This window comes from Streptomyces sp. NBC_00310, assembly GCF_036208085.1.
Lineage (GTDB): Bacteria > Actinomycetota > Actinomycetes > Streptomycetales > Streptomycetaceae > Streptomyces.
In genome coordinates this window covers 3848990-3874442 of sequence record NZ_CP130714.1, presented here as the reverse complement: position 1 = coordinate 3874442, position 25453 = coordinate 3848990, and the positions used below count along the sequence as shown (strand labels likewise).

Annotated in this window: 21 protein-coding genes and 2 pseudogenes; 12 read left to right on the top strand and 11 right to left on the bottom strand. The window is 71.2% G+C overall.

What is annotated here, in order from left to right:
- Window positions 1-68 precede the first annotated feature (68 nt).
- The 3 genes from OG202_RS17020 to OG202_RS17010 form a co-directional block, all read right to left on the bottom strand.
- Window positions 69-1292 (bottom strand): MFS transporter, encoded by a 1224-nt coding sequence (locus tag OG202_RS17020; protein WP_328223041.1) that lies wholly within the window; start codon window positions 1290-1292, stop codon window positions 69-71.
- 391 nt (window positions 1293-1683) lie between these two features.
- On the bottom strand, window positions 1684-2793 hold the full coding sequence (locus OG202_RS17015; protein ID WP_326582865.1) for a carbohydrate kinase family protein: 1110 nt from the start codon (window positions 2791-2793) through the stop codon (window positions 1684-1686).
- A 388-nt stretch (window positions 2794-3181) separates the two neighbouring features.
- Window positions 3182-4477, bottom strand: coding sequence for a glucarate dehydratase family protein (locus OG202_RS17010; RefSeq protein WP_327729750.1), 1296 nt, complete (start codon window positions 4475-4477; stop codon window positions 3182-3184).
- Window positions 4478-4674: 197 nt separating this feature from the next.
- Here OG202_RS17010 and OG202_RS17005 point away from each other — a divergent pair, with 197 nt between their 5' ends.
- The 6 genes and pseudogenes from OG202_RS17005 (at window position 4675) to OG202_RS16980 (ending at window position 9247) form a co-directional block, all read left to right on the top strand.
- Window positions 4675-5466 (top strand): IclR family transcriptional regulator, encoded by a 792-nt coding sequence (locus tag OG202_RS17005; protein ID WP_327729751.1) that lies wholly within the window; start codon window positions 4675-4677, stop codon window positions 5464-5466.
- A 136-nt stretch (window positions 5467-5602) separates the two neighbouring features.
- On the top strand, window positions 5603-6673 hold the full coding sequence (locus tag OG202_RS17000; protein WP_328223040.1) for a PhoH family protein: 1071 nt from the start codon (window positions 5603-5605) through the stop codon (window positions 6671-6673).
- Between the two features lie 14 nt (window positions 6674-6687).
- Window positions 6688-7185, top strand: coding sequence for an rRNA maturation RNase YbeY (ybeY, locus tag OG202_RS16995; protein ID WP_033530060.1), 498 nt, complete (start codon window positions 6688-6690; stop codon window positions 7183-7185).
- Window positions 7182-8489: a hemolysin family protein gene (locus tag OG202_RS16990; RefSeq protein ID WP_328223039.1), complete on the top strand. Its 1308-nt coding sequence runs from the start codon at window positions 7182-7184 to the stop codon at window positions 8487-8489. The genes ybeY and OG202_RS16990 overlap by 4 nt, the downstream gene beginning before the upstream one ends.
- Window positions 8486-8844: pseudogene (locus OG202_RS16985) on the top strand (MmcQ/YjbR family DNA-binding protein). Before OG202_RS16990 ends, OG202_RS16985 begins: the two are co-directional and overlap by 4 nt.
- Before the next feature lie 49 nt (window positions 8845-8893).
- Window positions 8894-9247 (top strand): cytidine deaminase, encoded by a 354-nt coding sequence (locus OG202_RS16980; protein ID WP_326582871.1) that lies wholly within the window; start codon window positions 8894-8896, stop codon window positions 9245-9247.
- A gap of 12 nt (window positions 9248-9259) precedes the next feature.
- On the opposite strand, the gene OG202_RS16975 is transcribed toward OG202_RS16980, so the two are convergent.
- Window positions 9260-10816 carry an oxidoreductase gene (locus OG202_RS16975; RefSeq protein ID WP_327729755.1) on the bottom strand — a complete coding sequence of 519 codons (1557 nt, stop codon included), beginning with the start codon at window positions 10814-10816 and terminating at the stop codon, window positions 9260-9262.
- Window positions 10817-11242: 426 nt separating this feature from the next.
- Between OG202_RS16975 and OG202_RS16970 the strand changes: the two genes are divergently transcribed.
- Entirely contained in the window at window positions 11243-11719 is a 477-nt protein-coding gene (locus tag OG202_RS16970; RefSeq protein ID WP_326582873.1) for a hypothetical protein, read from the top strand.
- Window positions 11720-11801: 82 nt separating this feature from the next.
- Here the strand turns inward: OG202_RS16970 and OG202_RS16965 are convergent, their stop codons facing one another.
- On the bottom strand, window positions 11802-12140 hold the full coding sequence (locus OG202_RS16965; RefSeq protein WP_328223038.1) for a P-II family nitrogen regulator: 339 nt from the start codon (window positions 12138-12140) through the stop codon (window positions 11802-11804).
- Window positions 12137-12706 (bottom strand): annotated as a pseudogene (locus OG202_RS16960) (ammonium transporter); the annotation flags it as partial. The gene OG202_RS16965 and the pseudogene OG202_RS16960, both read right to left, overlap by 4 nt.
- Before the next feature lie 52 nt (window positions 12707-12758).
- On the opposite strand from OG202_RS16960, the gene era reads away from it, so the two are divergent.
- On the top strand, window positions 12759-13721 hold the full coding sequence (era, locus tag OG202_RS16955) for a GTPase Era (protein ID WP_326582876.1): 963 nt from the start codon (window positions 12759-12761) through the stop codon (window positions 13719-13721).
- 76 nt (window positions 13722-13797) lie between these two features.
- A complete protein-coding gene (locus OG202_RS16950; RefSeq protein ID WP_328223037.1) occupies window positions 13798-14517 on the top strand; it encodes a bleomycin resistance protein in 720 nt (239 codons plus the stop codon).
- A gap of 79 nt (window positions 14518-14596) precedes the next feature.
- On the opposite strand, the gene OG202_RS16945 is transcribed toward OG202_RS16950, so the two are convergent.
- The 5 genes from OG202_RS16945 to OG202_RS16925 form a co-directional block, all read right to left on the bottom strand.
- The gene (locus OG202_RS16945; RefSeq protein WP_328223036.1) at window positions 14597-16537 is read right to left on the bottom strand and encodes a protein-arginine deiminase domain-containing protein; all 1941 of its coding nucleotides are present in this window, start codon (window positions 16535-16537) and stop codon (window positions 14597-14599) included.
- Window positions 16538-16731: 194 nt separating this feature from the next.
- Complete coding sequence (locus OG202_RS16940) at window positions 16732-17964, bottom strand: MFS transporter (protein WP_328223035.1); 1233 nt, start codon at window positions 17962-17964, stop codon at window positions 16732-16734.
- 55 nt (window positions 17965-18019) lie between these two features.
- Window positions 18020-19354: a GH1 family beta-glucosidase gene (locus OG202_RS16935; RefSeq protein WP_327729760.1), complete on the bottom strand. Its 1335-nt coding sequence runs from the start codon at window positions 19352-19354 to the stop codon at window positions 18020-18022.
- A gap of 88 nt (window positions 19355-19442) precedes the next feature.
- Window positions 19443-19709 (bottom strand): protealysin inhibitor emfourin, encoded by a 267-nt coding sequence (locus OG202_RS16930; RefSeq protein ID WP_326582881.1) that lies wholly within the window; start codon window positions 19707-19709, stop codon window positions 19443-19445.
- A gap of 20 nt (window positions 19710-19729) precedes the next feature.
- Window positions 19730-20800 carry a M4 family metallopeptidase gene (locus OG202_RS16925; protein WP_326582882.1) on the bottom strand — a complete coding sequence of 357 codons (1071 nt, stop codon included), beginning with the start codon at window positions 20798-20800 and terminating at the stop codon, window positions 19730-19732.
- Between the two features lie 407 nt (window positions 20801-21207).
- On the opposite strand from OG202_RS16925, the gene leuA reads away from it, so the two are divergent.
- The 3 genes from leuA (at window position 21208) to OG202_RS16910 (ending at window position 25420) form a co-directional block, all read left to right on the top strand.
- Complete coding sequence (gene leuA / locus OG202_RS16920; protein ID WP_326582883.1) at window positions 21208-22929, top strand: 2-isopropylmalate synthase; 1722 nt, start codon at window positions 21208-21210, stop codon at window positions 22927-22929.
- Window positions 22930-23168: 239 nt separating this feature from the next.
- A complete protein-coding gene (locus tag OG202_RS16915) occupies window positions 23169-23879 on the top strand; it encodes a tellurite resistance TerB family protein (protein ID WP_327732259.1) in 711 nt (236 codons plus the stop codon).
- A 167-nt stretch (window positions 23880-24046) separates the two neighbouring features.
- On the top strand, window positions 24047-25420 hold the full coding sequence (locus OG202_RS16910; RefSeq protein ID WP_328223034.1) for a cytochrome P450: 1374 nt from the start codon (window positions 24047-24049) through the stop codon (window positions 25418-25420).
- The last annotated feature ends 33 nt before the right edge of the window (window positions 25421-25453 follow it).

Here is a 25453-nt window from a genome sequence, read left to right as displayed (position 1 = left end):
GAGCGGGAGGAGCGGCCGGGGCCGGTCGCCGGTGGTGACGGGCCCCGGCCGCCGGTGGTGACGGGGCCTCAGGCCGCCGGGCGGTACTCGGGCCGCTCGGCGGCGGTCCGGGACTGGGGCTGGGCGCGGTCCCGTTCGTGCTCCTGGTAGCGGGCGTGTTCCGTGGTGGGTGGGGCCGCGCGCAGGGCCACCCAGGTCATGGGGGCCGTGATGAGGAGGAGGCCCACGGCCAGGATCGCGCCCATCGCCGGGTAGCCGACGTGGGCGGAGAGCAGGCTGCCGACCAGGGGTCCGACGGCCGTGCCGAGTGAGGACGCGGAGCCGATGAGGACCGCCCAGCGGCCACGCGGGTCGAGCGAGGCGGCGAGACCGATGAGGTACGACAGGACGACCGGGTAGAGCGTGTTCCAGGCGACCTCCCCCGTCGCGAAGGTCGGCAGGTCGGTCGCGGTGGCGCTGAGCACGATGCAGCCGGCGATGAGCGCCGTGCCGGCGCCGATGGGGAGCGCGCGGCCGAAGCGCGCGCCCAGCGCACCCGCCCCGATCACCCCGAGCAGGCCCGCGCCGAGAGCCGTCGCGAAGACCGCGCCGACGGTGACCTCGGAGAGCCCGGCCTGGGTGGTGCCGATCCGGCCGCTGACGCCCCAGAGGGAGTTCTGCGCCAGGGACCACAGGAGGAGCGTGACAGCGAGGGTCAGGCCGTGGCGGAGGTGGGGCAGGGGACCCCGTTCCCGGGCGACCCGGGTCGTTGCCACCGGGGCCGCGAGACGGGCGGTCGCCGGGAGGGTGAGCAGGGCCGTGAGGGCGAGGGCGGCGAGCGGGAGGCCGTGGCCGGGGCCCAGCCGGGGGATCGTCAGATACAGCGCGCCGGCCAGCGCCGAGACGGTGAGCAGGCCCAGCGTCGACACCCGGTGCGGGTCGCGCTGCGCGGCGATCCCGGTGGCGGCCACGGCGGTCGCGGTACCGGAACCGAAGCCGCCGAGGACCGCGCCCGCGACCACCGCGGGGAGGGCGGTGGTGAGGGCGGCGGTGCCGTAGCCGACGGCGGCGAGCAGCAGGCCCGCGCGGGCCAGGCGACGGGGGCCGAAACGTTCCACCTGGGCGGCGAGTGTGAAACCCGCCGTGGCCGAACCCAGGAGCAGGGCACTGCCGACGGCGCCGGCCTCGGTGGAGGTGAGGGGGAGGGCCGCGTCGAGTCTGCCCACGGTGGTGGGCAGGAGGTACGCGGCGAGATACCCGGCCGTGAAAAGGGCGACGAGGGGCCAGGGAGGGGTGGTGGTGCGGGGGGACACGGGCGTTCCTGGACGTGCGAAGGTGCGGCTCAATGAGGGAGGTTGGGCGGCTGGCTGTCGACGGACAGGGACGCGCGGAGAATTTGTATCAGGGGGGTGGGGAGCGGAAGAAACGCGGGGGGCGTGATCTGGGACACGTTGCGTTTGGGGTGGGGTGTGACGGGTAGGAGTGGTGGGTTTTGCGACGCCATCGGGGCGCTCCGCCGAGGGCTGTGTTCGGCTGTTCGCGCAGTTCCCCGGGTCCTGGGAGACGGCCCAGCGGGCCGATGAAAAAGCACGGGGCGGGGCCCCTGCTTTTTCAGGGGCGCGGGGAACTGCGCGACCAGCCACGACGAACCCGCACCCGTCCGATGACCTCAGCCTCCCGAGATCGCACGCGGCGGCGGTGCCGTCACGCCGAGCGGCGGAAGCCGATCGTGGGGACGGCCCGGCGCAGGGGCCAGGGACTGACGTGGTCCTTCGGGAGGAGGTCCTCCAGGAAGGCGTACCGGCGCAGGGCGGCGGGGTCCTGACGGTCCAGGGACTGCACCCGGCGCCACCAGGCGGCGATCTCGGACCAGCCGGGGGCGGACAACGACCCCCCGAACTCCTGGACCGACAGCGCGGCGGTCAGGCCCGCGAAGGCGAGCCGGTCCGCGAGGGGCCAGTCCGCGAGGGTGCCGGTGACGAACCCGGCGACGAACACGTCACCCGCGCCCGTCGGGTCCATGGCCTCCACCGCGATGGCCGGTACCTCCGCCGTCTCCCCGGTCCGGCCGTCCACGGCGTACGCGCCGTCCGCGCCCAGCGTCACCACGGCCACCGGGACGTGGTCGGTGAGGGCGCGGGCGGCGGCCCGGGGGCACTCGGCGCGGGTGTACCGCATCGCCTCCTGCGCGTTGGGCAGGAACGCCTCGCAGTGGGCGAGGTCGGCGAGCCCCGCCAGGTCCCAGGCGCCGGTCTCGTCCCAGCCGACGTCCGCGAAGATCCGGGTGCCCTCGCTCGCGGCCCGCGCGATCCAGGGGGCGCGTACGCCGGGCGTGAGGGAGGCGACGGCGGCGCGCGCGGGGGGCGGGTTCTCGGGCTCGGACTGCTCCGGGGGTGCCGCGTGGCCGTGCGAGACCATCGTGCGCTCGCCCTCGTACGCCATGGAGACGGTGACCGGGGAGTGCCAGCCGAGGACCGTACGGGAGGTGGAGAGGTCGATGCCCTCGCCCTGCTCCAGGGCGTCCCAGCAGTACTCCCCGTAGTGGTCGTCGCCGAAGGCCGCCGCGAGGGACGTCTTCAGGCCGAGCCGGGCCAGGGCCGTGGCCATGTTCGCCACGCCGCCGGGGCTCGACCCCATCCCGCGTGCCCAGGACTCGGTCCCGCGCACCGGGGCGGAGTCGAGCCCGGTGAAGATGATGTCGAGGAAGACGGTGCCCGTCAGATAGACGTCCCAGGGCGGGTCGTCCGGTGCTCTCAGGGACCTCAGCGGGTCGACCTGGGGCCGGTGCGGTCGCTCTCCCTTGAACGCGGTCACGATGTGCTCCCTGGCGTGGTGCGGATCCAGCCAGTCTGCACCAAACGCTCCGCTGGGGGGTGCGGGGCAGGGTGTTGTCGGGCCCCGGTGCGTCGTACGGGTGGGGGTGTCGTCCCCAGGGGCTGCCGCCCCTTCGGGCCCGCGTTTCGCCTTTCAGCTCGGTCCCTGAGGGCTTCTGGCGGGTGCGGGTGCGTGGGGGTTGTCCGCGCAGTTCCCCGCGCCCCTGAAAGCAGGGGCTGCGCCCCGTGCTTTCCGGCCCACCGGCCCACCGGCCCACCGGCCCACCGGCCCACCGGCCCACCGGCCCGCAGGGCCGTGGGGCCGTGGGTTTTTAGGGGCGTGGGAACTGCGCGAGAAGCCCCACCGGGGCGCGGACGGCGAACCGGGGTTACCAGCGCGGCACGGCCGGCGTCACCCACCCCGGCTCGGCCACCCGCATCGCCGCCGCGTCATCCCGGTCCTTCAGCGACCCGTCGTCATCCAGCCACCGCCGATGCAGGAACTCCAGCTTCTCGCGGTCGAGTTCGACTCCGAGCCCCGGCGCGTCCGACACCCGCACGGCCCCGTCCTCGAACGTGAGGCGCGACGTGAGGACATCCTCCGACTGCCACGGATAGTGGGAGTCGCAGGCATGGTGGAGGCCCGGAACCGTGGACGCCACCTGCGTCATCGCGGCAAGGCTGATCCCCAGGTGCGTGTTGGAGTGCATGGACACACCGACACCGAACGTACGGCAGATCGCGGCCAGTTCACGGGTGTTGCGCAGTCCGCCCCAGTAGTGGTGGTCGGAGAGGACGACCTGGACGGCACCCCGCGTGAACGCCTGCTCGATCTCCGCGAAGGTCGTCACACACATGTTGGTGGCGAGCGGAACGGACGTCCCCGCCGCGACCTCGGCCATCGCGGACGTCCCGAGCGCCGGGTCCTCCAGATATTCGAGTACGTCGGCGAGCGCGTCCGCGACCTTCAGCGAAGTCCCCACGGACCAGGCGCCGTTCGGGTCCAGCCGCAGCGGGTCCCCGGGGAAGGCCTCGGCCAGCGCACGGATCGCGGCGATCTCCTCCTCCGGCGGAAAGACACCCCCCTTGAGCTTGAACGACGTGAACCCGAACCGCTCCTTGAACGTCCGGGCCTGCTCCACGACCCCCGCCGGGTCCAGGGCCGCGCCCCAGTCGTCCTTCTCGCAGGCGACGCCCTCGGGATGGTCCGCCCACCTGTAGAAGAGGTACGCGCTGTACTCCACGGTGTCCCGCACCTTGCCGCCGAGCAGCGCGTGCACGGGCAGCCCCAGCGCCTTCCCGAGCGCGTCGAGACAGGCGACCTCGAACCCCGACACCACCGACAGCCGCAGCTTGTCGGCGGTCTGGATGCCGCGCAGCCCGCCCACGTCGACCTGGCCGGAGACCCGGGACCCGTCGACGGCCACCTCGTCGGCGAGGACGAACAGCCCGTTCAGATCGCCGACCTGACGACCCACCAGCTTCTCCGCGAACGGCCGGGCCAAATCCAGGTACTTGGTGTCGCCGTACGTCTCGCCGACGCCCGTGGTCCCGTCGGCGGTCACGACCTCCACGATGAGCCGCGGGGTGTACGGCTGGTGCACGCCCTGCGTGTTCAGCAGCGGCGGGTCGGCGACCAGGATCGGGGTCAGCCGGACCTCGGTGATGGTCAGGTCACGGGTCACGGGGCGGCTCCTACGGTCGAGGCGGCGACTTCCGCGCGGGGGCAGCCGCCGGACACCGCGCCCGCCCGTCTCTCTATATATATAGACATCATCTACGTATAGAGATGGAGATTAGATACGCGACCTGCGGAGCGTCAAGAGGAGCGTCACGCAGCAGCGCCCATGGGTGAGTGCGCCGCCCCGCATACGATCGGCGCATGTCGGAGACAGACGGCGCCGGGGGCGTCCGCGAGGTGAAGTCGGCGGCACGCACGGTCGACCTGCTGGAACTGCTGGCCGCGCGCGGCGACCGGCCCGCACGCCTCCAGGAGCTGGCGGACGAGCTCAGGGTCCCGCGCAGCTCGATGTACGCGCTGCTCCAGACCCTGATCGGCCGCGGCTGGGTCCGCACGGACACCACCGGTTCCCTGTACGGCATCGGCATCCGCGCCCTGCTCACCGGCACCAGCTACCTGGACTCCGACCCGCGCGTCCGCGCCGTACGGCCCTACCTCGACGAGGCGTCCGAGGCCCTCGGCGAGACCATCCACCTCGCCCGCCTCGACGGCATGGACGTCGCCTACCTGGCCACCCGCGAGTCCCACGAGTACCTGCGCACGATCAGCCGCGTCGGCCGCCGCCTCCCCGCCCACGCCGGCGCCCTCGGCAAGGCCCTCCTCGCCGAACGCCCCGACGCGGACCTCCCCGAGGGTCCCTACGCGGCGCTCACCCCCCGCACCCACACCACCCGCGACTCCCTCGCCGCCGACCTCGCCGCCGTCCGCGCCCGCGGCTACGCCGTCGACCGCGAGGAGGGCGTCCCCGGCATCATCGGCCTCGGCTTCGCCCTGCGCACCGACACCCCCGCCGAGGACGCCATCAGCTGCTCGGTCCCGGTCGCCCGTCTGACCCCGGAACACGAGCGCCGGATCGTGGAGGTGATGGGGGAGATCCGGGCGAAGATCGAGGCGACGAGCCCGGGGGCGGCGGGGGCACCCCTCTGGCGCTGAGGAACGGCGCCGGTCCCGGGCTCTCCCGCGAAAAGCCCTACGGCCCTGTCAGTCCCCCGGCGTACTCTGGATTCACAAGCGCAGGCCACCACCTGCGAGTCGCTTCAAGGAGGACGTGCGGCCCCAGAGCCGGCCCATGACTCAGACACCCACAGCTCACACCCCCGCGCAGGGCAAGGCGAGAGCACAGTTCACCGTCCCCGCGGCGCACCCCATGGTGACCGTGCTGGGTTCCGGCGACTCCCTCCTGCGCGTGATCGAGAAGGCCTTCCCGGCGGTCGACATCCATGTCCGGGGCAATGAGATCAGCGCGGTCGGCGACGCCCCCGAAGTCGCTCTCGTCCAGCGCATGTTCGACGAGATGATGCTGGTGCTCCGCACCGGACAGCCGATGACGGAGGACGCAGTGGAACGCTCGATCGCCATGCTCAGAGCGAGTGAGAACGGGAAGGGCGACGGCCAGGAGACCCCGGCCGAGGTTCTGACGCAGAACATCCTGTCCTCGCGCGGCCGCACGATCCGCCCCAAGACGCTCAACCAGAAGCGGTACGTCGACGCCATCGACAAGCACACCATCGTCTTCGGCATCGGCCCCGCCGGCACCGGCAAGACCTACCTGGCCATGGCCAAGGCCGTCCAGGCCCTCCAGTCCAAGCAGGTCAACCGCATCATCCTGACCCGCCCCGCCGTCGAGGCCGGCGAGCGCCTGGGCTTCCTGCCCGGCACGCTCTACGAGAAGATCGACCCCTACCTGCGCCCGCTGTACGACGCGCTGCACGACATGCTCGACCCGGATTCCATCCCCCGCCTGATGGCGGCCGGGACGATCGAGGTCGCGCCCCTGGCGTACATGCGCGGCCGTACGCTCAACGACGCCTTCATCATCCTCGACGAGGCCCAGAACACCTCGCCCGAGCAGATGAAGATGTTCCTCACCCGCCTCGGCTTCGACTCGAAGATCGTGATCACGGGTGACGTGACCCAGGTCGACCTGCCGAACGGCACGAAGTCCGGTCTGCGCCAGGTCCAGGACATCCTGGAGGGCCTGGACGACGTGCACTTCTCCCGGCTGTCGTCCCAGGATGTCGTCCGGCACAAGCTCGTCGGCCGTATCGTCGACGCGTACGAGAAGTACGACACCACGCACGGCACGGAGAACGGCTCGCACAAGGGCGGCCGGGGCAGGGCCGGGCACAAGGGGAAGTAGACAAGCACCGCACCATGTCGATCGACGTCAACAACGAGTCCGGAACCGAGGTCGACGAGCAGGCGATCCTCGACATCGCCCGCTACGCGCTGACACGGATGCGCATCCACCCCCTCTCCGAGCTCTCGGTGATCGTGGTGGACGCCGACGCCATGGAGCAGCTGCACATCCAGTGGATGGACCTCCCCGGCCCCACGGATGTCATGTCCTTCCCGATGGACGAGCTGCGTCCGCCGTCGAAGGACGACGACGAGCCGCCGCAGGGCCTCCTCGGCGACATCGTGCTCTGCCCCGAGGTCGCCGAGAAGCAGGGCAAGGAAGCGGACACGCAGCACTCCATGGACGAGGAGCTCCAGCTCCTCACCGTCCACGGGGTGCTGCACCTGCTCGGCTACGACCACGAGGAGCCGGACGAGAAGGCCGAGATGTTCGGCCTGCAGGCCGCCATCGTGGACGGCTGGCGCGCGGAGAAGGGCTTCACCGGCCCCTCCCCGGCACCGACCGTGTCATGAGCGCGTCTCTCATCGGTGGTGCCGTCGCCCTGGTCGTCGTCGCCTGGCTCGCCGCCTGCGCGGAGGCGGGCCTCGCGCGCGTCTCCAGCTTCCGCGCCGAGGAGGCCGTACGGTCCGGGCGGCGCGGCAGCGCGGGGCTCGCCCAGATCTCGGCCGACCCGACCCGCTATCTGAACGTCGCGCTGCTGCTGCGCGTGGTCTGCGAGATGGCCGCCGCCGCGCTCGTGACCTACGCCTGCCTGAAGGAGTTCGACAAGACCTGGGAGGCCCTGGCCGTCGCCATCGGCGTCATGGTCCTCGTCAGTTACGTGGCCGTCGGCGTCTCCCCGCGCACCATCGGCCGCCAGCACCCCCTGAACACGGCCACGGCGGCGGCGTACGTCCTGCTGCCGCTGGCCCGGATCATGGGCCCGATCCCGAACCTCCTGATCCTCATCGGTAACGCGCTGACGCCCGGCAAGGGTTTCCGCCGGGGCCCGTTCGCCTCCGAGGCCGAGCTGCGGGCGCTGGTCGACCTCGCCGAGAAGGAGTCACTGATCGAGGCCGAGGAGCGCCGCATGGTGCACTCGGTCTTCGAGCTGGGCGACACCCTCGTCCGCGAGGTGATGGTCCCGCGCACCGACCTGGTCGCCATCGAGCGCTACAAGACCATCCGCCAGGGCCTCACCCTCGCCCTGCGGTCCGGTTTCTCGCGCATACCGGTCACCGGCGAGAACGAGGACGACATCGTCGGGATCGTGTACCTGAAGGACCTGGCCCGCAAGACGCACATCAGCCGGGACACCGAGAGCGAACTGGTGTCCACGGCCATGCGCCCCGCGGTCTTCGTCCCCGACACCAAGAACGCCGGGGACCTGCTCCGCGAGATGCAGCAGGAGCGCAACCACGTCGCCGTCGTCATCGACGAGTACGGCGGCACCGCCGGCATCGTCACCATCGAGGACATCCTGGAGGAGATCGTCGGCGAGATCACCGACGAGTACGACCGCGAACTCCCGCCCGTCGAGGACCTCGGCGAGGACCGCTACCGCGTCACCGCCCGCCTCGACATCACCGACCTCGGCGAGCTGTACGGCCTGGACGCCTACGACGACGAGGACGTGGAGACCGTGGGCGGCCTGCTCGCCAAGGCCCTGGGCCGCGTCCCGATCGCCGGCGCCTCCTCGGTCGTCCCGCTGCCGGACGAGCGCGCACTGCGCCTCACGGCGGAGGCCGCGGCCGGCCGCCGGAACAAGATCGTCACGGTGCTGGTGGAGCCGATCGGGCCCGCCGAGCCGTCGGAGGAGGGGACGAAGCCGGAGTGACCCCACAGGAGCTGCGTATCTTCTGCCTGTCCTTCAACGAGGCCGTCGAGGACTTCCCCTTCCGCCCCGAGATCTCCGTCTTCAAGGTCCTCGGCAAGATGTTCGCCCTGAGCTGGACGGACGAGCGCCCGCTGAAGGTCAACCTCAAGTGCGACCCGGAGGACGCGGTCCGGCTCCGCACCGAGCACCCGGGCCTGATCATCCCCGGCTACCACATGAACAAGCGCCACTGGAACACGGTGACCCTCGACGGCGGCCTGGCGGACCGCCTGGCCGAGGAGCTGATCGAGGACTCGTACGACCTGGTGGTGGCCGGCCTGCCGCGCGCGCAGGGCTCCGTCTCGACCGGGCGTGAACGCACCCCGTGGCATGAGGGGCCACCCCGCTCTCCGTATGCTCGGCTCATGACCGACAGCAGCGCGCTCGACCCCGAGGACCGCAAGATCGTCACCCTGGCCCGTTCCGCGCGGGCCCGCAACGGCGTGCCCGAGGGGGCGGCCGTACGGGACGAGACGGGCCGTACGTATGTCGCCGGGACCGTGGCCCTCGACTCCCTGCGGCTGAGCGCGCTCCGCACGGCCGTCGCGATGGCGGTGGCCTCCGGCGCGAAGTCCCTGGAGGCGGCGGCCGTGGTGACCGACTCCGCGACCGTCTCCGACGAGGACCGGGCCGCCGTACGGGACCTCGGCGGACCGGAGACCCCGGTGCTGGTGGCGGGGCCGGACGGAGCGGTACGGGTGACGGTGACGGCGGGCTGAACCTCCGCACGGTCAGTTCTTCTGCAGCGTGCGGGTCACCCCCGCGATGACGGCCGTCGTCAGGATCCAGCCGATGGCGATCAGGGCGTAGGCCAGCCCCTGGGGGGCGTCGTCCGTCCAGTACCAGGCCGTGCGCTGGCCCAGGCCGCCGATGGGGATCAGCAGGTCGAGGGTGTAGACGAGGGGCTGGAAGGGAGCGCCCTCGCCCGGTTTCGCCGGTGCGGGGGAGTGCGCGTGGAAGACGAGCGTGCCCAGCAGGGTCAGTGCCAGGAGCCAGACACCGGCCAGCCAGGGGCGGTAGCCGTAGCCGACGGTGACGTCGAGCAGGTGGCCCCAGAGACGGGTTGCCGGGGACAGGCCCCGGCGGCGGTGGCGTTGCTTGGCGAGGAGGACGCGGCGGGCGTCGTCGTCGTGGCCGGCCTTGCGGTACCAGCTCGCCAACTGCTCGTACGGCTGCGGGCCGTAGCCGGGGCTGCGCTCCAGCCACTCCATGCGGCGGGCCACGGACGCCCGGTCTCCCACCGCCTCCCGGCGCTCGCCGTCCGCCTCCGCCGTCTTGATGGAGCCGTAGACGAAACCGTCCAGCTCCACCGTCTCCGGCCAGCTGTGCTCGTTCTCGTGGAGATACGACACCTGCGCGCCCCGCAGATCGACCGTGCCGGACGGCGGCCGGGCGAGGGTGAGGTCCAGGTCGACGGCCTGCGTGTGCATGGCGATCAGGGCCGGGCTGTCGGGGGTCCCGTTCAGGACCGCTCCCTCGAAGCTCACGTTGTCCGTGACCTGGGTGCCGCGCAGGCGCACGGTGCCGTTCGCGGTGAATCCGCCGGAGCAGTTGAGTGTCTGGACCACGGCGTTGTCCAGGGCGAGGGCGACTCCATGGGGGCCGGGACGTTCCAGCCGGGCGCCCTGCAGGAAGAGGCCGCCGGTCAACTGCGCTCCCGGAAGCCGTACTTCACCGTGCGAGACGAAGCCGTTCCGGCATTGGACGGCTCCCTCGGCGACCAGTCCACCGCCTGACAACGCCCACCCGCCGGGTGCGCTCAGCCGGGCCCTGTTGAGAATGATGCCGCCGCTCACCCGGGCGTGCATGAGGGACAGGGCGGTGATCCTGGGATGGAAGGGCGAGACGGAATCCGCCTCCACGGTCGAGCGGTTCAGGTCGAGGCGCCCCTCGACACGGATCGACCCCGCTTCGAGGCCAGGCGCCCGGCTTCGTGTGATCGCGATCGTCCGGGTCTCCGCCCCGAAGAGGTTCACGCTCTCCTCGAACCAGCACTCCTCCAGCCGGACGGGGTGGTCGATCCGTGCTCCGGCCAGATCGAGGCGGTCGGCGATCCGCGCACCGGCGAGGGCCAACGAGCCGACCGCGCCGGCCTGTTGAGTGGAGTTGGCGCCGAGCAGCAGCGCCGCGACCACCGACGCCCGAACCGTGCGCTCCGGCCCCCAGTCCCCACCCCCGGCGATCCGGTCCTCCTCCGCGACCCCCGTCCGCAGATCCACCCGCCGCCCCTCCGGAAACGCGTCCCACAGTTCCCGCTCCGGCCCCGTCAACTCGTCGTAAGTGAGCACCCGTACAGGGTAGTGATCTTCGGCCGAGGCGCCTCGGAGATCGCTCGCACCCTAGTGTTACGGCCGGTAACAGCCCGTCGAGCTGGGCGAAAACCATACGCGGAAGAGTGGACACCCCGGACCCGGCTGCCGACAACCGGCGCGGCACGGGACAGAACACCTCACCCCACAGGCCCCGTTCAGGAGTCGGCAGCCGCACCGGACGATCGCCTTCGGCCACTTTCGCCGGCCCTTGCCGCGACCCGCAGAACATCTCTTGCAATCTCGGGCCGGTCGCGTCTCAATGGAGCCGTTCTCCTGGCGGACCGTCATATTCCGCCGCGCGGCCGCGCATTGCATCGCCCCCACATGGCACGCCCGTACCGGGACGTACGGGGCTCCCCCAGACCCCGTGCACCTCCCGTACCAGGGAAGGGAATTCGCTCGATGAGACGCATACGACTCGGAGTCGGCTCGGCGCTCGCGGCAGGGACGCTGGCCGTCACCGGCCTCGCGTTCGCCCCGACGGCCCTCGCGGTCACTCCTCAGACCGCGACCATCAACGCCAGCTGCACGATCGGCGGCGCCGGCACGGCCACGCTCACGGCCACGCAGGACGGTACGACCGCCACGGTCACCCTCTCCTCCGAGGAGATCACCGCCCCGATCGCCCTCGCCGAGGACTCCATCCAGTCCACGCTCACCTTCGTCAAGGCGAGCGGCGGCACGACGTCCTTCACCGGCACCGAGAACCCGGCCCTGGCCGCCGGTGACGGCATGGTCGTCGGCCCGCTCACCGGCACCGTCGCCTCCGGCGACAGCCTGGAGGCGTACGGCGGCTCCCTGCAGATGGTGGTCTTCGGCATCACCGTGAGCTGCACGGCGAGCGAACCGCAGTCGCCGGGACCGTTCGTGTTCGACTGATCCGTCGTCCCGCCGCGCCTGAGTGAACGGGTGAGGGGTGGTACCGCACCCGGCGGTACCACCCCTCACCCGACTCCGGGTCTCACAGCGCGTCGGGACCCCGCTCGCCCGTCCGCACCCGTACGACCGTCTCCACCGGCAGCGCCCACACCTTGCCGTCGCCGATCTTCCCCGTCCGGGCGGCCTTCACGATCGTCTCGATCACGGCGTCCGAGTCGGCGTCCCCGACGACGACCTCGATCCGGACCTTGGGGACGAGATCGACCTGGTACTCGGCGCCCCGGTACACCTCGGTGTGGCCACGCTGCCGGCCGTAGCCGCTGGCCTCGCTGACGGTCAGACCGTGGACACCCATCTCCTGCAGGGCGGTCTTGACCGCGTCGAGGCGGTACGGCTTGACGATCGCGGTGATGAGCTTCATGCCTGAGCCTTGGCCTTCTGCGTGGAGGTGGAGGACGTGGAGGACGTGGACGATGCGGACGAGGTGACCGGGGCGCCGTGCCCCAGGACGCCGTGATCGTATGCCGTCTCGGCGTGCACCGTAAGGTCGAGACCGGTGTGCTCGTGCTCCTCGTCCGCGCGGAAGCCCAGTACCTTGTCGATCAGCTTCCCGATGCCGTACGTGACGAGGAAGGCGTACGCCCCGACGGCGACCACGGCCACCAACTGCTTGCCGAGCTGGGCGAATCCGCCGCCGTGGAGGAGGCCCTCGGCCCCGCCGGTCATCGACTCGACGGCGAAGACGCCGATCAGGACCGTACCGATGACGCCGCCGACGAGGTGGACGCCGACGACGTCGAGCGAGTCGTCGTAGTTCAGCCTGAACTTCCAGCCCACGGCGTAGGAGCAGACGACACCGGCGGCGAGGCCGATGACCAGCGCGCCGAGCAGCGAGACCGAGCCGCAGGACGGGGTGATGGCGACCAGACCGGCGACCGCGCCGGAGGCCGCGCCCAGCGTCGTCGGGTGGCCGTCGCGCTTCTGCTCGGAAAGCTCACGGTCCGTGCTGGGTGCGGCGCGGCTCTGGCGATCAGGGACAATGGGCGCCATGAGCGTCCGTACCCAGTCATCCGAGAAGCCGGCCGAGGCCGCCCACCGCGCCGGCTTCGCCTGCTTCGTGGGCCGCCCCAACGCGGGCAAGTCCACCCTCACGAACGCTCTGGTCGGCCAGAAGGTGGCGATCACGGCGGACCAGCCGCAGACCACGCGGCACACGGTGCGGGGCATCGTGCACCGGCCGGACGCCCAGCTGATCCTGGTCGACACCCCCGGTCTCCACAAGCCGCGCACCCTGCTGGGCGAGCGGCTCAACGACGTCGTCCGCGCGACGTGGGCCGAGGTCGACGTGATCGGCTTCTGTCTGCCCGCGAACGAGAAGCTCGGCCCCGGTGACCGCTTCATCGCGAAGGAACTGGCGTCCATCAAGAAGACGCCGAAGATCGCGATCGTCACGAAGACCGACCTCGTGGACAGCAAGCGGCTCGCCGAGCAGCTGATCGCCATCGACCAGCTCGGCAGGGAACTGGGATTCGAGTGGGCCGAGATCGTGCCCGTCTCGGCGGTCGCCGACAAGCAGGTGGACCTGCTGGCCGACCTGCTCGTCCCCCTCCTCCCCGAGGGCCCGGCCCTCTACCCCGAGGGCGACCTCACCGACGAGCCCGAGCAGGTCATGATCGCCGAGCTGATCCGCGAGGCGGCCCTGGAGGGCGTCCGCGACGAGCTCCCGCACTCCATCGCCGTCGTCGTCGAGGAGATGCTTCCCCGCGAGGACCGCCCCGCCGACAGGCCCCTCCTCGACATCCACGCCTTCGTCTACATCGAGCGCCCCAGCCAGAAGGGCATCATCATCGGCCCCAAGGGCAAGCGCCTGAAGGAGGTCGGCATCAAGTCCCGCAAGCAGATCGAGGCGCTGCTCGGCACGCCGGTCTTCCTGGACCTCCATGTGAAGGTCGCGAAGGACTGGCAGCGCGATCCCCGTCAGCTGCGCAAGCTGGGGTTCTGACCGCCCGACCCAGCCGAACCCGGCCGGCCCTCCAAAAGGGTCGCCCCAACTGGTCAAATTTGACTAGAGTCAGGGGATGGGCGAGAAGACGATCGTGATCCTTCCGTGTCAGAGCCTCCAGCCACTCCTCGACTTCTATGTGGCCCTCGGATTCGAGGTCACCTTCCAGCAGCGCAGCCCCAATCCGTACGCCGCGGTGACGCGGGGCGGGATCGAGTTGCAGTTCTTCGCGACGAAGCGGTACGAGCCGGCGGAATCGCTCGGTACGTGTTACGTGGTCACGGACGACGTGGACGGGCTGTACGCGGCGTTCCGGGCCGGCCTCAAGGGCGCGTACGGGCGGATACCGACGCGGGGGCTGCCGCGTATCGGGCCGCTGAAGGACATGTCGTACGGCATGCGGCAGTTCCTGATGACCGATCCGGGCGGCAACTGCATCCGTGTGGGGCAGCCCACGAGCGAGGACCAGCACCACCGGCCCGCCCCGAAGGAGACCTTCGCGCGGGCCCTCCACCACGCGTCCCTGCTGGCGGACTCGAAGGAGGATCCGGCGGCCGCGGCGAAGGTCATCGACTGGGCACTGGAGCGGGGGGAGCGGGGGGAGACCCCCACGGCTCCCCAACTGGTGCGGCTGCTCGTGCTGCGCGCCGATGTCGCGGTGCGGCTCGGGGACGAGCAGGCGGCGGCGGACGCGATCGGGCGGGCCAGGGCGGTGCCGCTCACCGACGAGGAGCGGGAGCAGGTCCGGGACAGCCTCGTACGGCTGGAGGATCTGCGGAGCCCGGGTTCGGCGTGAGAGGAAGACAGCGCCGCCGCCCCGGTTCGGTTCTCCGGGGCGGCGGCGACGATCAGGTCCGGTCAGGCGGTGGCGGGCGTCAGCGCGTCCACCAGGCCGCCGACGTGTCCCTCAGCGTGTTCGTGCCGCAGTGGATCTCCCCCATGCCGAGGTGGTACGTCTCCCAGTCGTCGAGGTACGACACCTGCATGCCGGCGCCGGTGTACGCGGCCGTGACGGCCTCGGTGAAGATGTCCTTGCCGCCGATGACGGGACCCCACTGGCGCGGCGCGAGGTAGTGCGTGCGGCTGAGGACGATGCCGTTGACCGCGCCGGGAACGTACGCGCTGGTCATCACCGGCGGCGCGGGCGCCGCGGGGGAGGCTGCCCCGAGGCCCTCCCTCGTCTTCGAGCCGTTGTCCGCGGTCGTCTCGTCGAGCCGGCGCTGCTGGCCGTAGTCCCGTGCCACGTCCGGGAGTTCGGAGCCGGCGCCGAGGCGGGTCAGACGGGGGAGGCGGGTCGTGCCGTCGCCGCCCGACTGCGTCTCGCCCACCATCTCCGTGCCCTGGGTGTAGAGGGCGGGAACGCGGACGACCTCGGCGTCCGTCACGCCCGTCTCGCGCTTGAGCACCGCGAGGTTGGCCTCGATCCGGCGCGTGGCGAGGTTGTTGTCGGAGACCAGGGTCTTGGAGGCGAGGGCCTTGGTGATGGTCTCCGTGGGGCCGAGCTTCAGGGAGAACATCTTCGTCGAACCGTGGCCGGCGGCCTTCGCGTCACGCAGGAGCTTGAGCCCCGCCTCGGGGTCGGCGATCGCGATCTTCCAGCCGCGCGGGGTGTCGGCGGGCAGGAACTGCACGAACTCGTCGACGTGGCCGACGTGCAGCCAGGACGTGTCGAGGAACAGCGGGTCCTGCAGGCCCTGCGACTTCAGGAACGTCCGCATCACCTTCGCCGGCTTGGAGCCGGTGTCCGGGCGCTGGCCCATGATGATCCGGCCTGCCGGGAAGGAACGGTTCCCCTGCGCGTACGGCGGAATCGTCTCCAGGTTGCCCATGGAGTTGAGCGTCCACTCCTCCGACTCCCGGGCGCCCGTCACCTGCACGGCACCGGTGTTCGGGCCGCGCATCTTCTCGAACAGCTCCCGGCCCGCCTCCCGGTCCAGCTGGGCGGAGCGGAGCATCACCCGCATGACCTGCCGACGGCCGTCCGCGCCGGTCATGCTGACGTACGCGGGCTCGACGAAGTCCTGCGCCCAGATGTCGCCGTACTTGGTGAAGTTCACCGTCGGCTGCGTGATGCCGGCGCTCTTGGCCGCCTTGTCCAGGCCCTCGCGGAAGGCGCGGTTGAGCTTTCCGTAGTTGCCACCGGAGACCTTGGTGACCAGCAGCTGCTGGGCGTTCTGCAGGTGGTGGTGGGTCAGGAGCGGTGCGACGCGCAGGGTGACCGAGTCGGCGGTGGTCCCCTTGGAGGACTTCACGGTCAGCCGGACCCGGGCCGTCCCGTCCCACTTCGCGGTGTCCCGGATCACGTCCCGGGCCTCGACGCCGAACTCGACGCCGGCCTTCAGCTCGGCCCGGGTCAGGCGGGTCTTGGCGGTGACCGGCTCCCACTTCTTGCCCCGCTTGACGAAGACACGGGTCTGTGCGGCGCCCGCCGTGACCTTCACACTGCCCTGCGCCCCCGCCGGGACAGTCGCCATCGGTACGGACCGCACGCGGGCCAGGTCGGCGGCGTCGGCGGTGCCGTTCACCTTCGTGTCGGAGGCGTCGTTGCAGGCGGCCAGCTTGGCGTCCGAGAGGGGCTTGCCCTTCGGGCCGGTGGCCGGGCAACGCTTGGTGTCGTCGTCGATGTTGGGCAGCATCAGCGCGCCCCGGGCGACGGTCCAGCCGTTCTCACCGGATGTGTCGGTGGTGCCGACGACGTCGACCTTCCCGTCCCGGTTCGTGTCCACGCGCAGGTCGGTCGGGGGCGCCCCGGCCGCGAACGCCGAGGGCGCCGCCAGCGAGGGCGTCGCGAGCAGCGTGCCGGACACGGCCAGCACGGCTATCGCCTGTCGTGCGGGGCGGGTTCGGGATGGTCTGGTTGAACGCGTAGGCACAGTGCGTCCCTTCGGGGGCGAGCGTGGTCAGCACTGAAGACGGGTGAAAGGGTGGATCCGTTGTCTGTGCACCGGCTGTGAAACGCGTGATCTCCCGCACTCCGCCCGCGTGATCCGCGGCACTCGGCCCGCGCGCTCTACTCCACCGCGCGTATCCGCCCCACGAACACCGCCCCCGCCAGTCCGATCACCGCCGCCACCAGGTACAGCGCCCGGTAGCCGCCCAGATGGGCCACGATCGGCGCGGCCACCACCGGGGCGGCCACCTGGGGAAGGGAGTTGGCCACGTTGATGACGCCCAGGTCCTTGCCCCGGTCGAGGGCCTTCGGCAGGACATCGGTCATGAGGGCGAAGTCGACCGAGGTGAACACACCGAAGCCGAGGCCGAGAAGAGCCGAGGCGACGATCGTGCCGGGCCAGGTCGGCCAGAGGGCGATCGTGCCGGCCGCGACCGCCATCACCATCCCCGACCAGTACACGAACGGCTTGCGCCGCCCCACCCGGTCCGACCACACCCCGGAGACCACCACCGTCGCCAGCAGCGTCAGCGCGTTCACCACCGTGAGGATCAGCACGCCCTCTTCCGGGTCGGGATACCCGACGCGGTCCCGCAGGTAGAACAGCAGGTAGAGAAGGCCGATGCTGTTGCTCAGATTGATCAGGAAACGCGTCAGCCACGCCCACGCGAAGTCCGGGTACCGCCGCGGGCTCAGCCAGAAGCCTCCCAGGAACCCCCGCCAGGACCAGGCCGGGCGGGCCGCCGCCGGCAACCGCGGATCCCGGTGCCCCAGCACGTACGGCAACACGCCCACCAGCGTGAACACCGCGCACGCCGCGTACCCCGCGCCGACACCTCCGGCCAGCGTCGCCAGCCCCGTGCCGCCGACCACACCCAGGATCTGCGCCGCGCCCAACCAGCCTCCCACGGAGCCTCGTTGGAGCCGTGGCACCTGGTCCGGCACGGCCGCGGTGACAGCCGCCCAGGACGCGTTCAGGGTCAGCTGCACCAGACACCAGCCCGCCACCGTGGTCCACAGCCCGTTCGCGCCCGCGAGCAGCAGCAACGACACCGCCCCGCCCGCCGACCCCGCCACGATCCACGGCGTGCGACGGCCCCACCGGGATGTCGTACGGTCCGACAGCGCGCCGAACAGCGGCGTGGCGAACAGGGAGACGACCGCCCCGGCGCCGGTCACCCACGCCAGCATCGTCTCCTTCGACATCCCGGCACCGGGCGCGAAGTCCACCGCCTGCGAGGCCAGCAGGATCTGCAGCGGGCCGTACCAGCCCACCCAGATCGCCCCGTTGGCCAGCGCGAGGGCGGAGGTCCAGCCCCCGCCGACCCTCCCCCAGTTTTCGACTTCGCTCAAACCGGGGGGACCCCCATGACGGGCTCCGCGAGAGCGCCGGTCGGCTGTATCGCCGTCATCCCCGGCTCTGCGCCCGAAGCAGCTCCTGGTACCAGCCGTACGACGCCTTCGGCGTCCGCTCAAGCGTCTCGTAGTCCACGTGAACGAGCCCGAAGCGGCGTGCGTACCCCTCCGCCCACTCGAAGTTGTCCAGCAGCGACCACACGAAGTAGCCGCGTACGTCGACGCCCGCCTCGGCGGCCTTGTGGAGGGCCCGGACGTGGCCGTCCAGGTAGGCGATGCGCCGCTGGTCGTCGACGCCCTCGTAGGAGCAGCCGTTCTCCGTGATGACGACGGGCGGCAGGCGGTCGCCGTAGCGCTCGTGGAAGTCGGTGAGGAGCTCGGTCAGGCCCTCGGGGACGACCGGCCAGCCGAAGTCGGTCGTGGGGACGCCCTCGATCTCCTTGACGGTGAAGGGGAGTTCGGCGGGGATGGTGATGCCGCCGAACTCGATGTCCGCGCCCTCGGGGGCGCCCACGCGGGTCGGGGCGTAGTAGTTGACGCCGTACCAGTCGATGGGCTCGGAGATGACCTTCAGGTCGGACCCGATGTCGGTGCCCGGCATCAACTCGCCGATCCCCTCCGGGTATTCGCCCAGAAGGACCGGCTCCGCGAACAGACGGTTCAGCAGCAGGTCGTAGAAACCGGCCGCCTCCACGTCCGCCTGCTCCTGAGACGCGGCCCAGGTCGGCCCGTGCGAGTTGGCGATGCCGACGTCCGTGACTCCGGCCGCGCGCAGGGCCCGTACGGCCAGGCCGTGGCCCAACAGCTGGTGGTGGGCGGCCGGGAGCGCGTCGAACATGAGCTGCTTGCCGGGGGCGTGGGTGCCCAGGGCGTGGCCCAACAGGGTGTGCTCGGCGGGCTCGTTGATGGTGATCCACTTGGTGACGCGGTCACCGAGCCGGGCGGCGACGACGGCGGCGTACTCGGCGAATCGCTCGGCGGTGTCCCGGTTCAGCCAGCCCCCCGCCTCCTCCAGCGACGACGGCAGATCCCAGTGGAAGAGAGTCGGCACCGGCCGTATGCCCGCCCCGGTCAGCTCGTCCACCAGGCGGTCGTAGAAGTCGAGCCCGCCGGGGGCGTTCACCCGGGGCCAGGAGATCGAGAAGCGGTACGCGCCCACGCCCAGGTCGCGCAGCAGGGCCACGTCCTCGGGGTAGCGGTGGAAGTGGTCGCAGGCCACCGCCGCCGTCGAGCCGTCCTTGATGCGGCCCGTCTCGGCCGAGAAGGCGTCCCACACGGACTGCTCGCGCTCGCCCGCGGCCCCCTCGATCTGATGCGCGGAGGTCGAGACGCCCCACAGGAAGCCTGCCGGGAACTGGGGTATCGGGTTGGTCGCGTTCGTCGCCATGGGCGGATCATCCGTACCACGGGTAACGGAAGTCAACGCCCGAGGGTGAAGTGCCCGTTACGCGCCCCCAGCGCCCCTGCGGGGCTGCTCACGCCCCCTCCTTGAGCACCCTTCTGATCAGCTCCCGCTGCGCCTCGGACAGCCGGGGGTCCGCGCAGTGCACGGTCCTCCCGTCCACCGTGATCTCGTACGCGAAGCCGTCCGGCACCCCGAGCGGCGGAGAGCCCCGGCCGGCGGCGAGCGCCCGCTCGGCCAGGGTGCGCCAGTCCTGGGCATCGGGCCGCCCGGCGGTGTCCACCACCGCGTGCCGCTCGATGCCCGCGAAACCGCCCGTGCGCCGCACTTGAATACGCATGGGTCCTGTCTAGTACGGAACTACAGCGTCCGCACACCCACCTGCTCCCAGGCCTTCAGCACCGCCGTCAGCTCGTCGCCCTGGCCGAACCGGTCCTTCGTGGCCTTCACCGTGAGCGTGGCGAAGTCGACGAAGAGGGCCTGCTTGCTCAGTTCGCCGCCGGTGAGGACGTCGTACCAGATCTGTCCGGCCCGCTCCCAGGCATGGCCGCCGAGGGCGGTGGCCACGAGGTAGAACGCGTGGTTGGGGATGCCGGAGTTGATGTGGACGCCGCCGTTGTCGCGGCCGGTGCGGACGTAGTCGTCCATGGTCGCCGGCTGCGGGTCCTTGCCGAGGACGTCGTCGTCGTACGCCGTGCCCGGGGCCTTCATCGAGCGCAGGGCGGTGCCCGTGACGCGTGGGGCGAGCAGGCCCGCGCCGATCAGCCAGTCGGCCTCGGCGGCGGTCTGGCCGAGCGTGTACTGCTTGATGAGGGCGCCGAACACGTCCGACATGGACTCGTTGAGCGCGCCCGGCTGGCCGAAGTACGTCAGGTTCGCCGTGTACTGGGTGACGCCGTGGCTCAGCTCGTGGCCGATGACGTCGATCGGGATGGTGAAGTCGAGGAAGATCTCGCCGTCGCCGTCGCCGAACACCATCTGTTCGCCGTTCCAGAAGGCGTTGTTGTAGTCGCGCTCGTAGTGCACGGTCGCGTCCAGCGGCAGCCCGGCGCCGTCGATCGAGTCGCGCTCGTACGCCTGGAGGAACAGCTCGAACGTGGCACCCAGGCCCGCGTACGCGCGGTTGACCGTGGCGTCCTTGCCGGGTTCGTCGCCCTCGCCGCGCACCTTCCTGCCGGGCAGGTCCGTGCCGTGGCGGGCGTCGTGGATCGTGCGGTGCGGTTTGCCCGTCTCGGCGCCGACGGGTGCGGTGACGGTCGGGGCGCCGACGACCGTGGTCAGACGGCGGTGGGTGCGCTCGAAGGCGTCGCGCTCCAGGGTCTTGCGCGCGGCGCCCGCGAGCACCGGGTCCTCGGCCTGGGAGAGCTTGTCGAGGACGTGCGGTGGTACGACGGTGCAGAAGACGGGCTCGTGGCCCCCGTTGGTCGTCATGGCCGCACGATTGCACTCCGTTAGAAGCGTGTCACTAGGGGCAACCATGATTGGTGAAATGTCGCCGTATGGGTTGCGTTTCGTCGTCGCCGTGTTACTGAGGGTTGGCGGCGGGCTTTCCGTTCGCGTGGCTTCTCGCGCGGTTCCCCGCGCCCCCGAAGGGGTGCTTCCCGTGCACCCCGTGTGGTCTTGCGCACCTTTTGTCCCTTATTCCGCCCCGGTCCCGCATACTGATACGGCCTCCCCGCGCCGACCAGGACTCGGCTACGCTGCTCAGCATCATGCGTTTCGGGCTGCTTCTCCTTAGCTGCCGCGGCGAGGGCCTGTAGTCGAGGCCGACCCCCTCCCCGCGGTGCTTTGGTGTTGCGTCGGCCGTCCTTTCCGGACCATCGAGGAGCCCACGCATCATGGCGAACCGCCAGCAGCCCACGTCCATGCCGATCCACAAGTACGGACAGTACGAGCAGGTCGACATCCCCGACCGCACGTGGCCGGACAACCGGATCACCGTCGCCCCCCGCTGGCTCTCCACCGACCTGCGCGACGGCAACCAGTCCCTGATCGACCCGATGTCGCCCGAGCGCAAGCGCCGGATGTTCGACCAGCTGGTCAAGATGGGCTACAAGGAGATCGAGGTCGGCTTCCCCGCGTCGGGACAGACGGACTTCGACTTCGTACGGTCGATCATCGAGGAGCCGGGGGTCATCCCCGACGACGTCACCATCTCCGTACTGACCCAGGCCCGTGAGGACCTGATCGAGCGGACCGTGGAGTCGCTGAAGGGCGCCAGGCGGGCGACCGTCCACCTTTACAACGCCACCGCTCCCGTCTTCCGCCGCGTGGTCTTCCGCGGCTCCAAGGACGACATCAAGCAGATCGCCGTGGACGGTACGCGCCTGGTGATGGAGTACGCGGAGAAGCTGCTGGGTCCGGAGACCGAGTTCGGGTACCAGTACAGCCCGGAGATCTTCACCGACACCGAGCTGGACTTCGCCCTGGAGGTCTGCGAGGCGGTGATGGACGTCTACCAGCCCGGTCCGGGCCGCGAGATCATCCTCAACCTGCCCGCCACCGTGGAGCGTTCGACGCCGTCCACGCACGCGGACCGGTTCGAGTGGATGAGCCGCAACATCTCCCGCCGCGAGCACGTCTGCATCTCCGTCCACCCGCACAACGACCGCGGAACCGCCGTCGCCGCCGCCGAGCTGGCGCTGATGGCCGGCGCCGACCGCGTCGAGGGCTGTCTGTTCGGGCAGGGCGAGCGCACCGGCAACGTCGACCTGGTCACCCTGGGCATGAACCTGTTCTCCCAGGGCGTCGACCCGCAGATCGACTTCTCCGACATCGACGAGATCCGTCGTACGTGGGAGTACTGCAACCAGATGGAGGTCCACCCGCGCCACCCGTACGTGGGCGACCTGGTCTACACGTCCTTCTCCGGCTCCCACCAGGACGCCATCAAGAAGGGCTTCGACGCCATGGAGGCCGACGCGGCCGCGAAGGGCGTCACCGTCGACGACATCGAGTGGGCCGTGCCGTACCTGCCGATCGACCCCAAGGACGTCGGCCGCTCCTACGAGGCGGTCATCCGGGTCAACTCGCAGTCCGGCAAGGGCGGTATCGCGTACGTCCTGAAGAACGACCACAAGCTGGACCTGCCGCGCCGGATGCAGATCGAGTTCTCGAAGCTCATCCAGGCGAAGACGGACGCCGAGGGCGGCGAGGTCACCGGCTCCGACATCTGGGCGGTCTTCCAGGACGAGTACCTGCCGAACCCCGAGAACCCGTGGGGCCGTGTCCAGGTCCGCAACAACCAGTCGACCACCGACAAGGACGGCGTGGACACGCTGACCGTGGAGGCGGAGGTCGACGGCGAGGAGACGACCCTGGTCGGCACCGGCAACGGCCCGATCTCGTCGTTCTTCCACGCACTGCAGGGCATCGGCATCGACGCGCGGCTGCTGGACTACCAGGAGCACACGATGAGCGAGGGCGCCTCCTCGCAGGCCGCCTCGTACATCGAGGTCGCCATCGAGGACAAGGTCCTGTGGGGCATCGGTATCGACGCGAACACGACGCGTGCGTCACTGAAGGCGGTCGTCTCCGCCGTCAACCGCGCGGCGCGCTGACCAGCCTGACCGGCGGTTTGAAAGCCCCGTTCGCCGAATTCCGGCGTGCGGGGCCCGTCGTTTACCGGCCAAACCCTGTGCAGTTCGCGGGTAGGCCTCGTCCGGAGTACTGACTGAGCCTCGCGGATGTGGCTAACATCACGCAAGCGCGGCGATGATGCCGAGGGGCACCTCCCGCGCCCAAGGGGCCGTGTGTGGGGGAGTTACGGAGGTGCGACGTGCTGCCAGGACGGGACCCGATGGGCCGTGCCACCGCGCTCGCCCGCGTCGGGCAGAACAGCCGTGCCACCGGCTTCTCGCGTGTGATGGGCACCCGGATCGCGTGGACGGACGTCGGTGACGGCGAGTTCTTCTGTCCGGGCTGCGGAGGCGACCGCAACTACCAGCGCCTCACCGGCCGGCGCCGCTTCACCTTCCTCGGTGTCCCCGTCCTGCCCCGCGGCGAGACGGGTCCCGTGGTGGAATGCGCGGCCTGCCGCCACCACTACGCCCTCGACGTCCTCGACCACCCCACCACCACCCGCTTCTCCGGGATGCTCCGCGACGCCGTCCACACGGTGGCCCTGGCCGTCCTCGCGGCGAGTGGCACCTGCTCCCGGACCTCGCTGACCGTCGCCGCCACCGCCGTCCGCTCCGCCGGGTTCGACGACTGCACCGTGGACCAGCTCGGCGCCCTGGTGGAGGCCCTGGCCGCCGACACGGGCCGCGTCTTCGGTGAACCCTGCGGCCCCGGCCTCGCCATAGAGCTCCACGAGGCCCTGGACCCGCTGGCGCCGCACCTCGCCCCGGCCGGCCGTGAGGCGATCCTGCTCCAGGGCGCGCGGATCGCCCTGGCGGACGGCCCGTACACCCCGGCGGAGCGGGACGCGCTGGCCACGGTCGGGGCGGCGCTGACGATCTGCTCGGACGACGTGACCCGGCTGCTGGCGGCGGCGCGGACGCCGTCGTAGTCAGACCGCCGCTGTGCCCACAGCTGTGCACACATACGTACTGTTTTCGTACGTGCGCCCTGCATGGCACCCGCTGTGCTTCGAGCGCCGCCCTGTGCGCTTGTATGGGCCACGCAGTTCTGGGGATCGTCGCCAGAGACACCCCCCACGACACTGCGAGGTCCTTCGTGACGACGACCGACACGACTCCCTCCGCTCCGGGAGCGCTCCCGCTGATCGGCCACGCGGGCCGGCTGGCCCGCGACCGGCTGGGCTTCCTCGAAGAGCTGCGCGCCCTCGGGCCGGTCGTACGGATCCGGCTGGGGCGCAGCCCGGTCCACGTGGTCAACGCCCCCGAGCTCGTCCAGCGGATGCTGGTCAAGGGCAACGGGGTGGAGTTCGACAAGGGCGGCCCCTTCTTCGACCAGGCGACCCAGCTCGTCGGGGACGGCCTCTCCACCTGCCTGGCCGGACCCCACCGGCCGATGCGGGCCGAACTGCGGCCCGTGTTCGCCCGCCACCGACTGCCCCACCACACCGAGCGGTTCCGCGACTGCGCGCGCGAAGTGACCTCGACGTGGCAGACCGGGCGGGCCGTCGAGCCGTACACGGAGATGCAGCGCTTCGCGGTCGCCGTCCTGGCCCGGACCCTCTTCCTCGCCCCCGAGGACCGGCGGGCCGTCGAGACGGTCCAGCGCAATGTGCCGGTGATGCTCTCCGCCCTGGCCACCCACATGATGGTGCCCGGCAGCAACCGTCTGCCGACCCCCGAGAACCTGCGGAACGCGCGGGCGACCCGCGAGACGCGCGCGGCGGTCGCCGCGATGGTCCGGCGCCGGATGAGCGACCCCACCGACCACCACGACCTCGTGTCCGCCCTGGTGCCTCCCGACCGCCCGGACGTCCACACCGAGCAGGAGGTCTTCGACCAGGTCATCACGTTCTTCATCAGCGGCACCGAGACCATGTCGTCACTGCTGTCGTGGACCCTGCACCTGCTCGGCCGCCACACCCGGGAGTACGAGCGGCTGGAGGCCGAGCTGGACCGGGTGCTCGGCGACCGCCCCCTCACCCACCAGGACCTCTCCCGGCTGACGTACATGAGGCGCGTGATCAACGAGTCGCTGCGTCTGCACCCGCCCGTGTGGCTGCTCAGCCGCGTCGCCCTCGTCGACACCGAACTGGGGGGGCACCCCCTCCCCGCCGGCGCGGGCCTGCTCTTCAGCCCCTACGCCCTCCACCGGGACCCGGACGTCTTCGCCGAGCCCGAGCGGTTCGACCCCGACCGCTGGAGCGAGGACCGCGTCGAACGCCGCCACCGGGAGGCGTTCATCCCGTTCGGCGCCGGCACCCGCAGATGCATCGGCGACACGTTCGGGCTCGCCGAGGCGCAGACGGCCCTCGCGGTGATCCTCCGCGACTGGCGGATACGGCCGCACCCGGGCGGCGGGCCCGAACCGCTGCTGCGGATGACCATGCGGCCCCAGGGGGCGCGGCTGGTCCTCGACCGCCGGGCGGACCGGGCCCCCGCCGACGGGGCGGCCGTACTCCCCGGGGAGTAGTACGGTCCGCCGTGTACCGTCCCCGGCAGTACC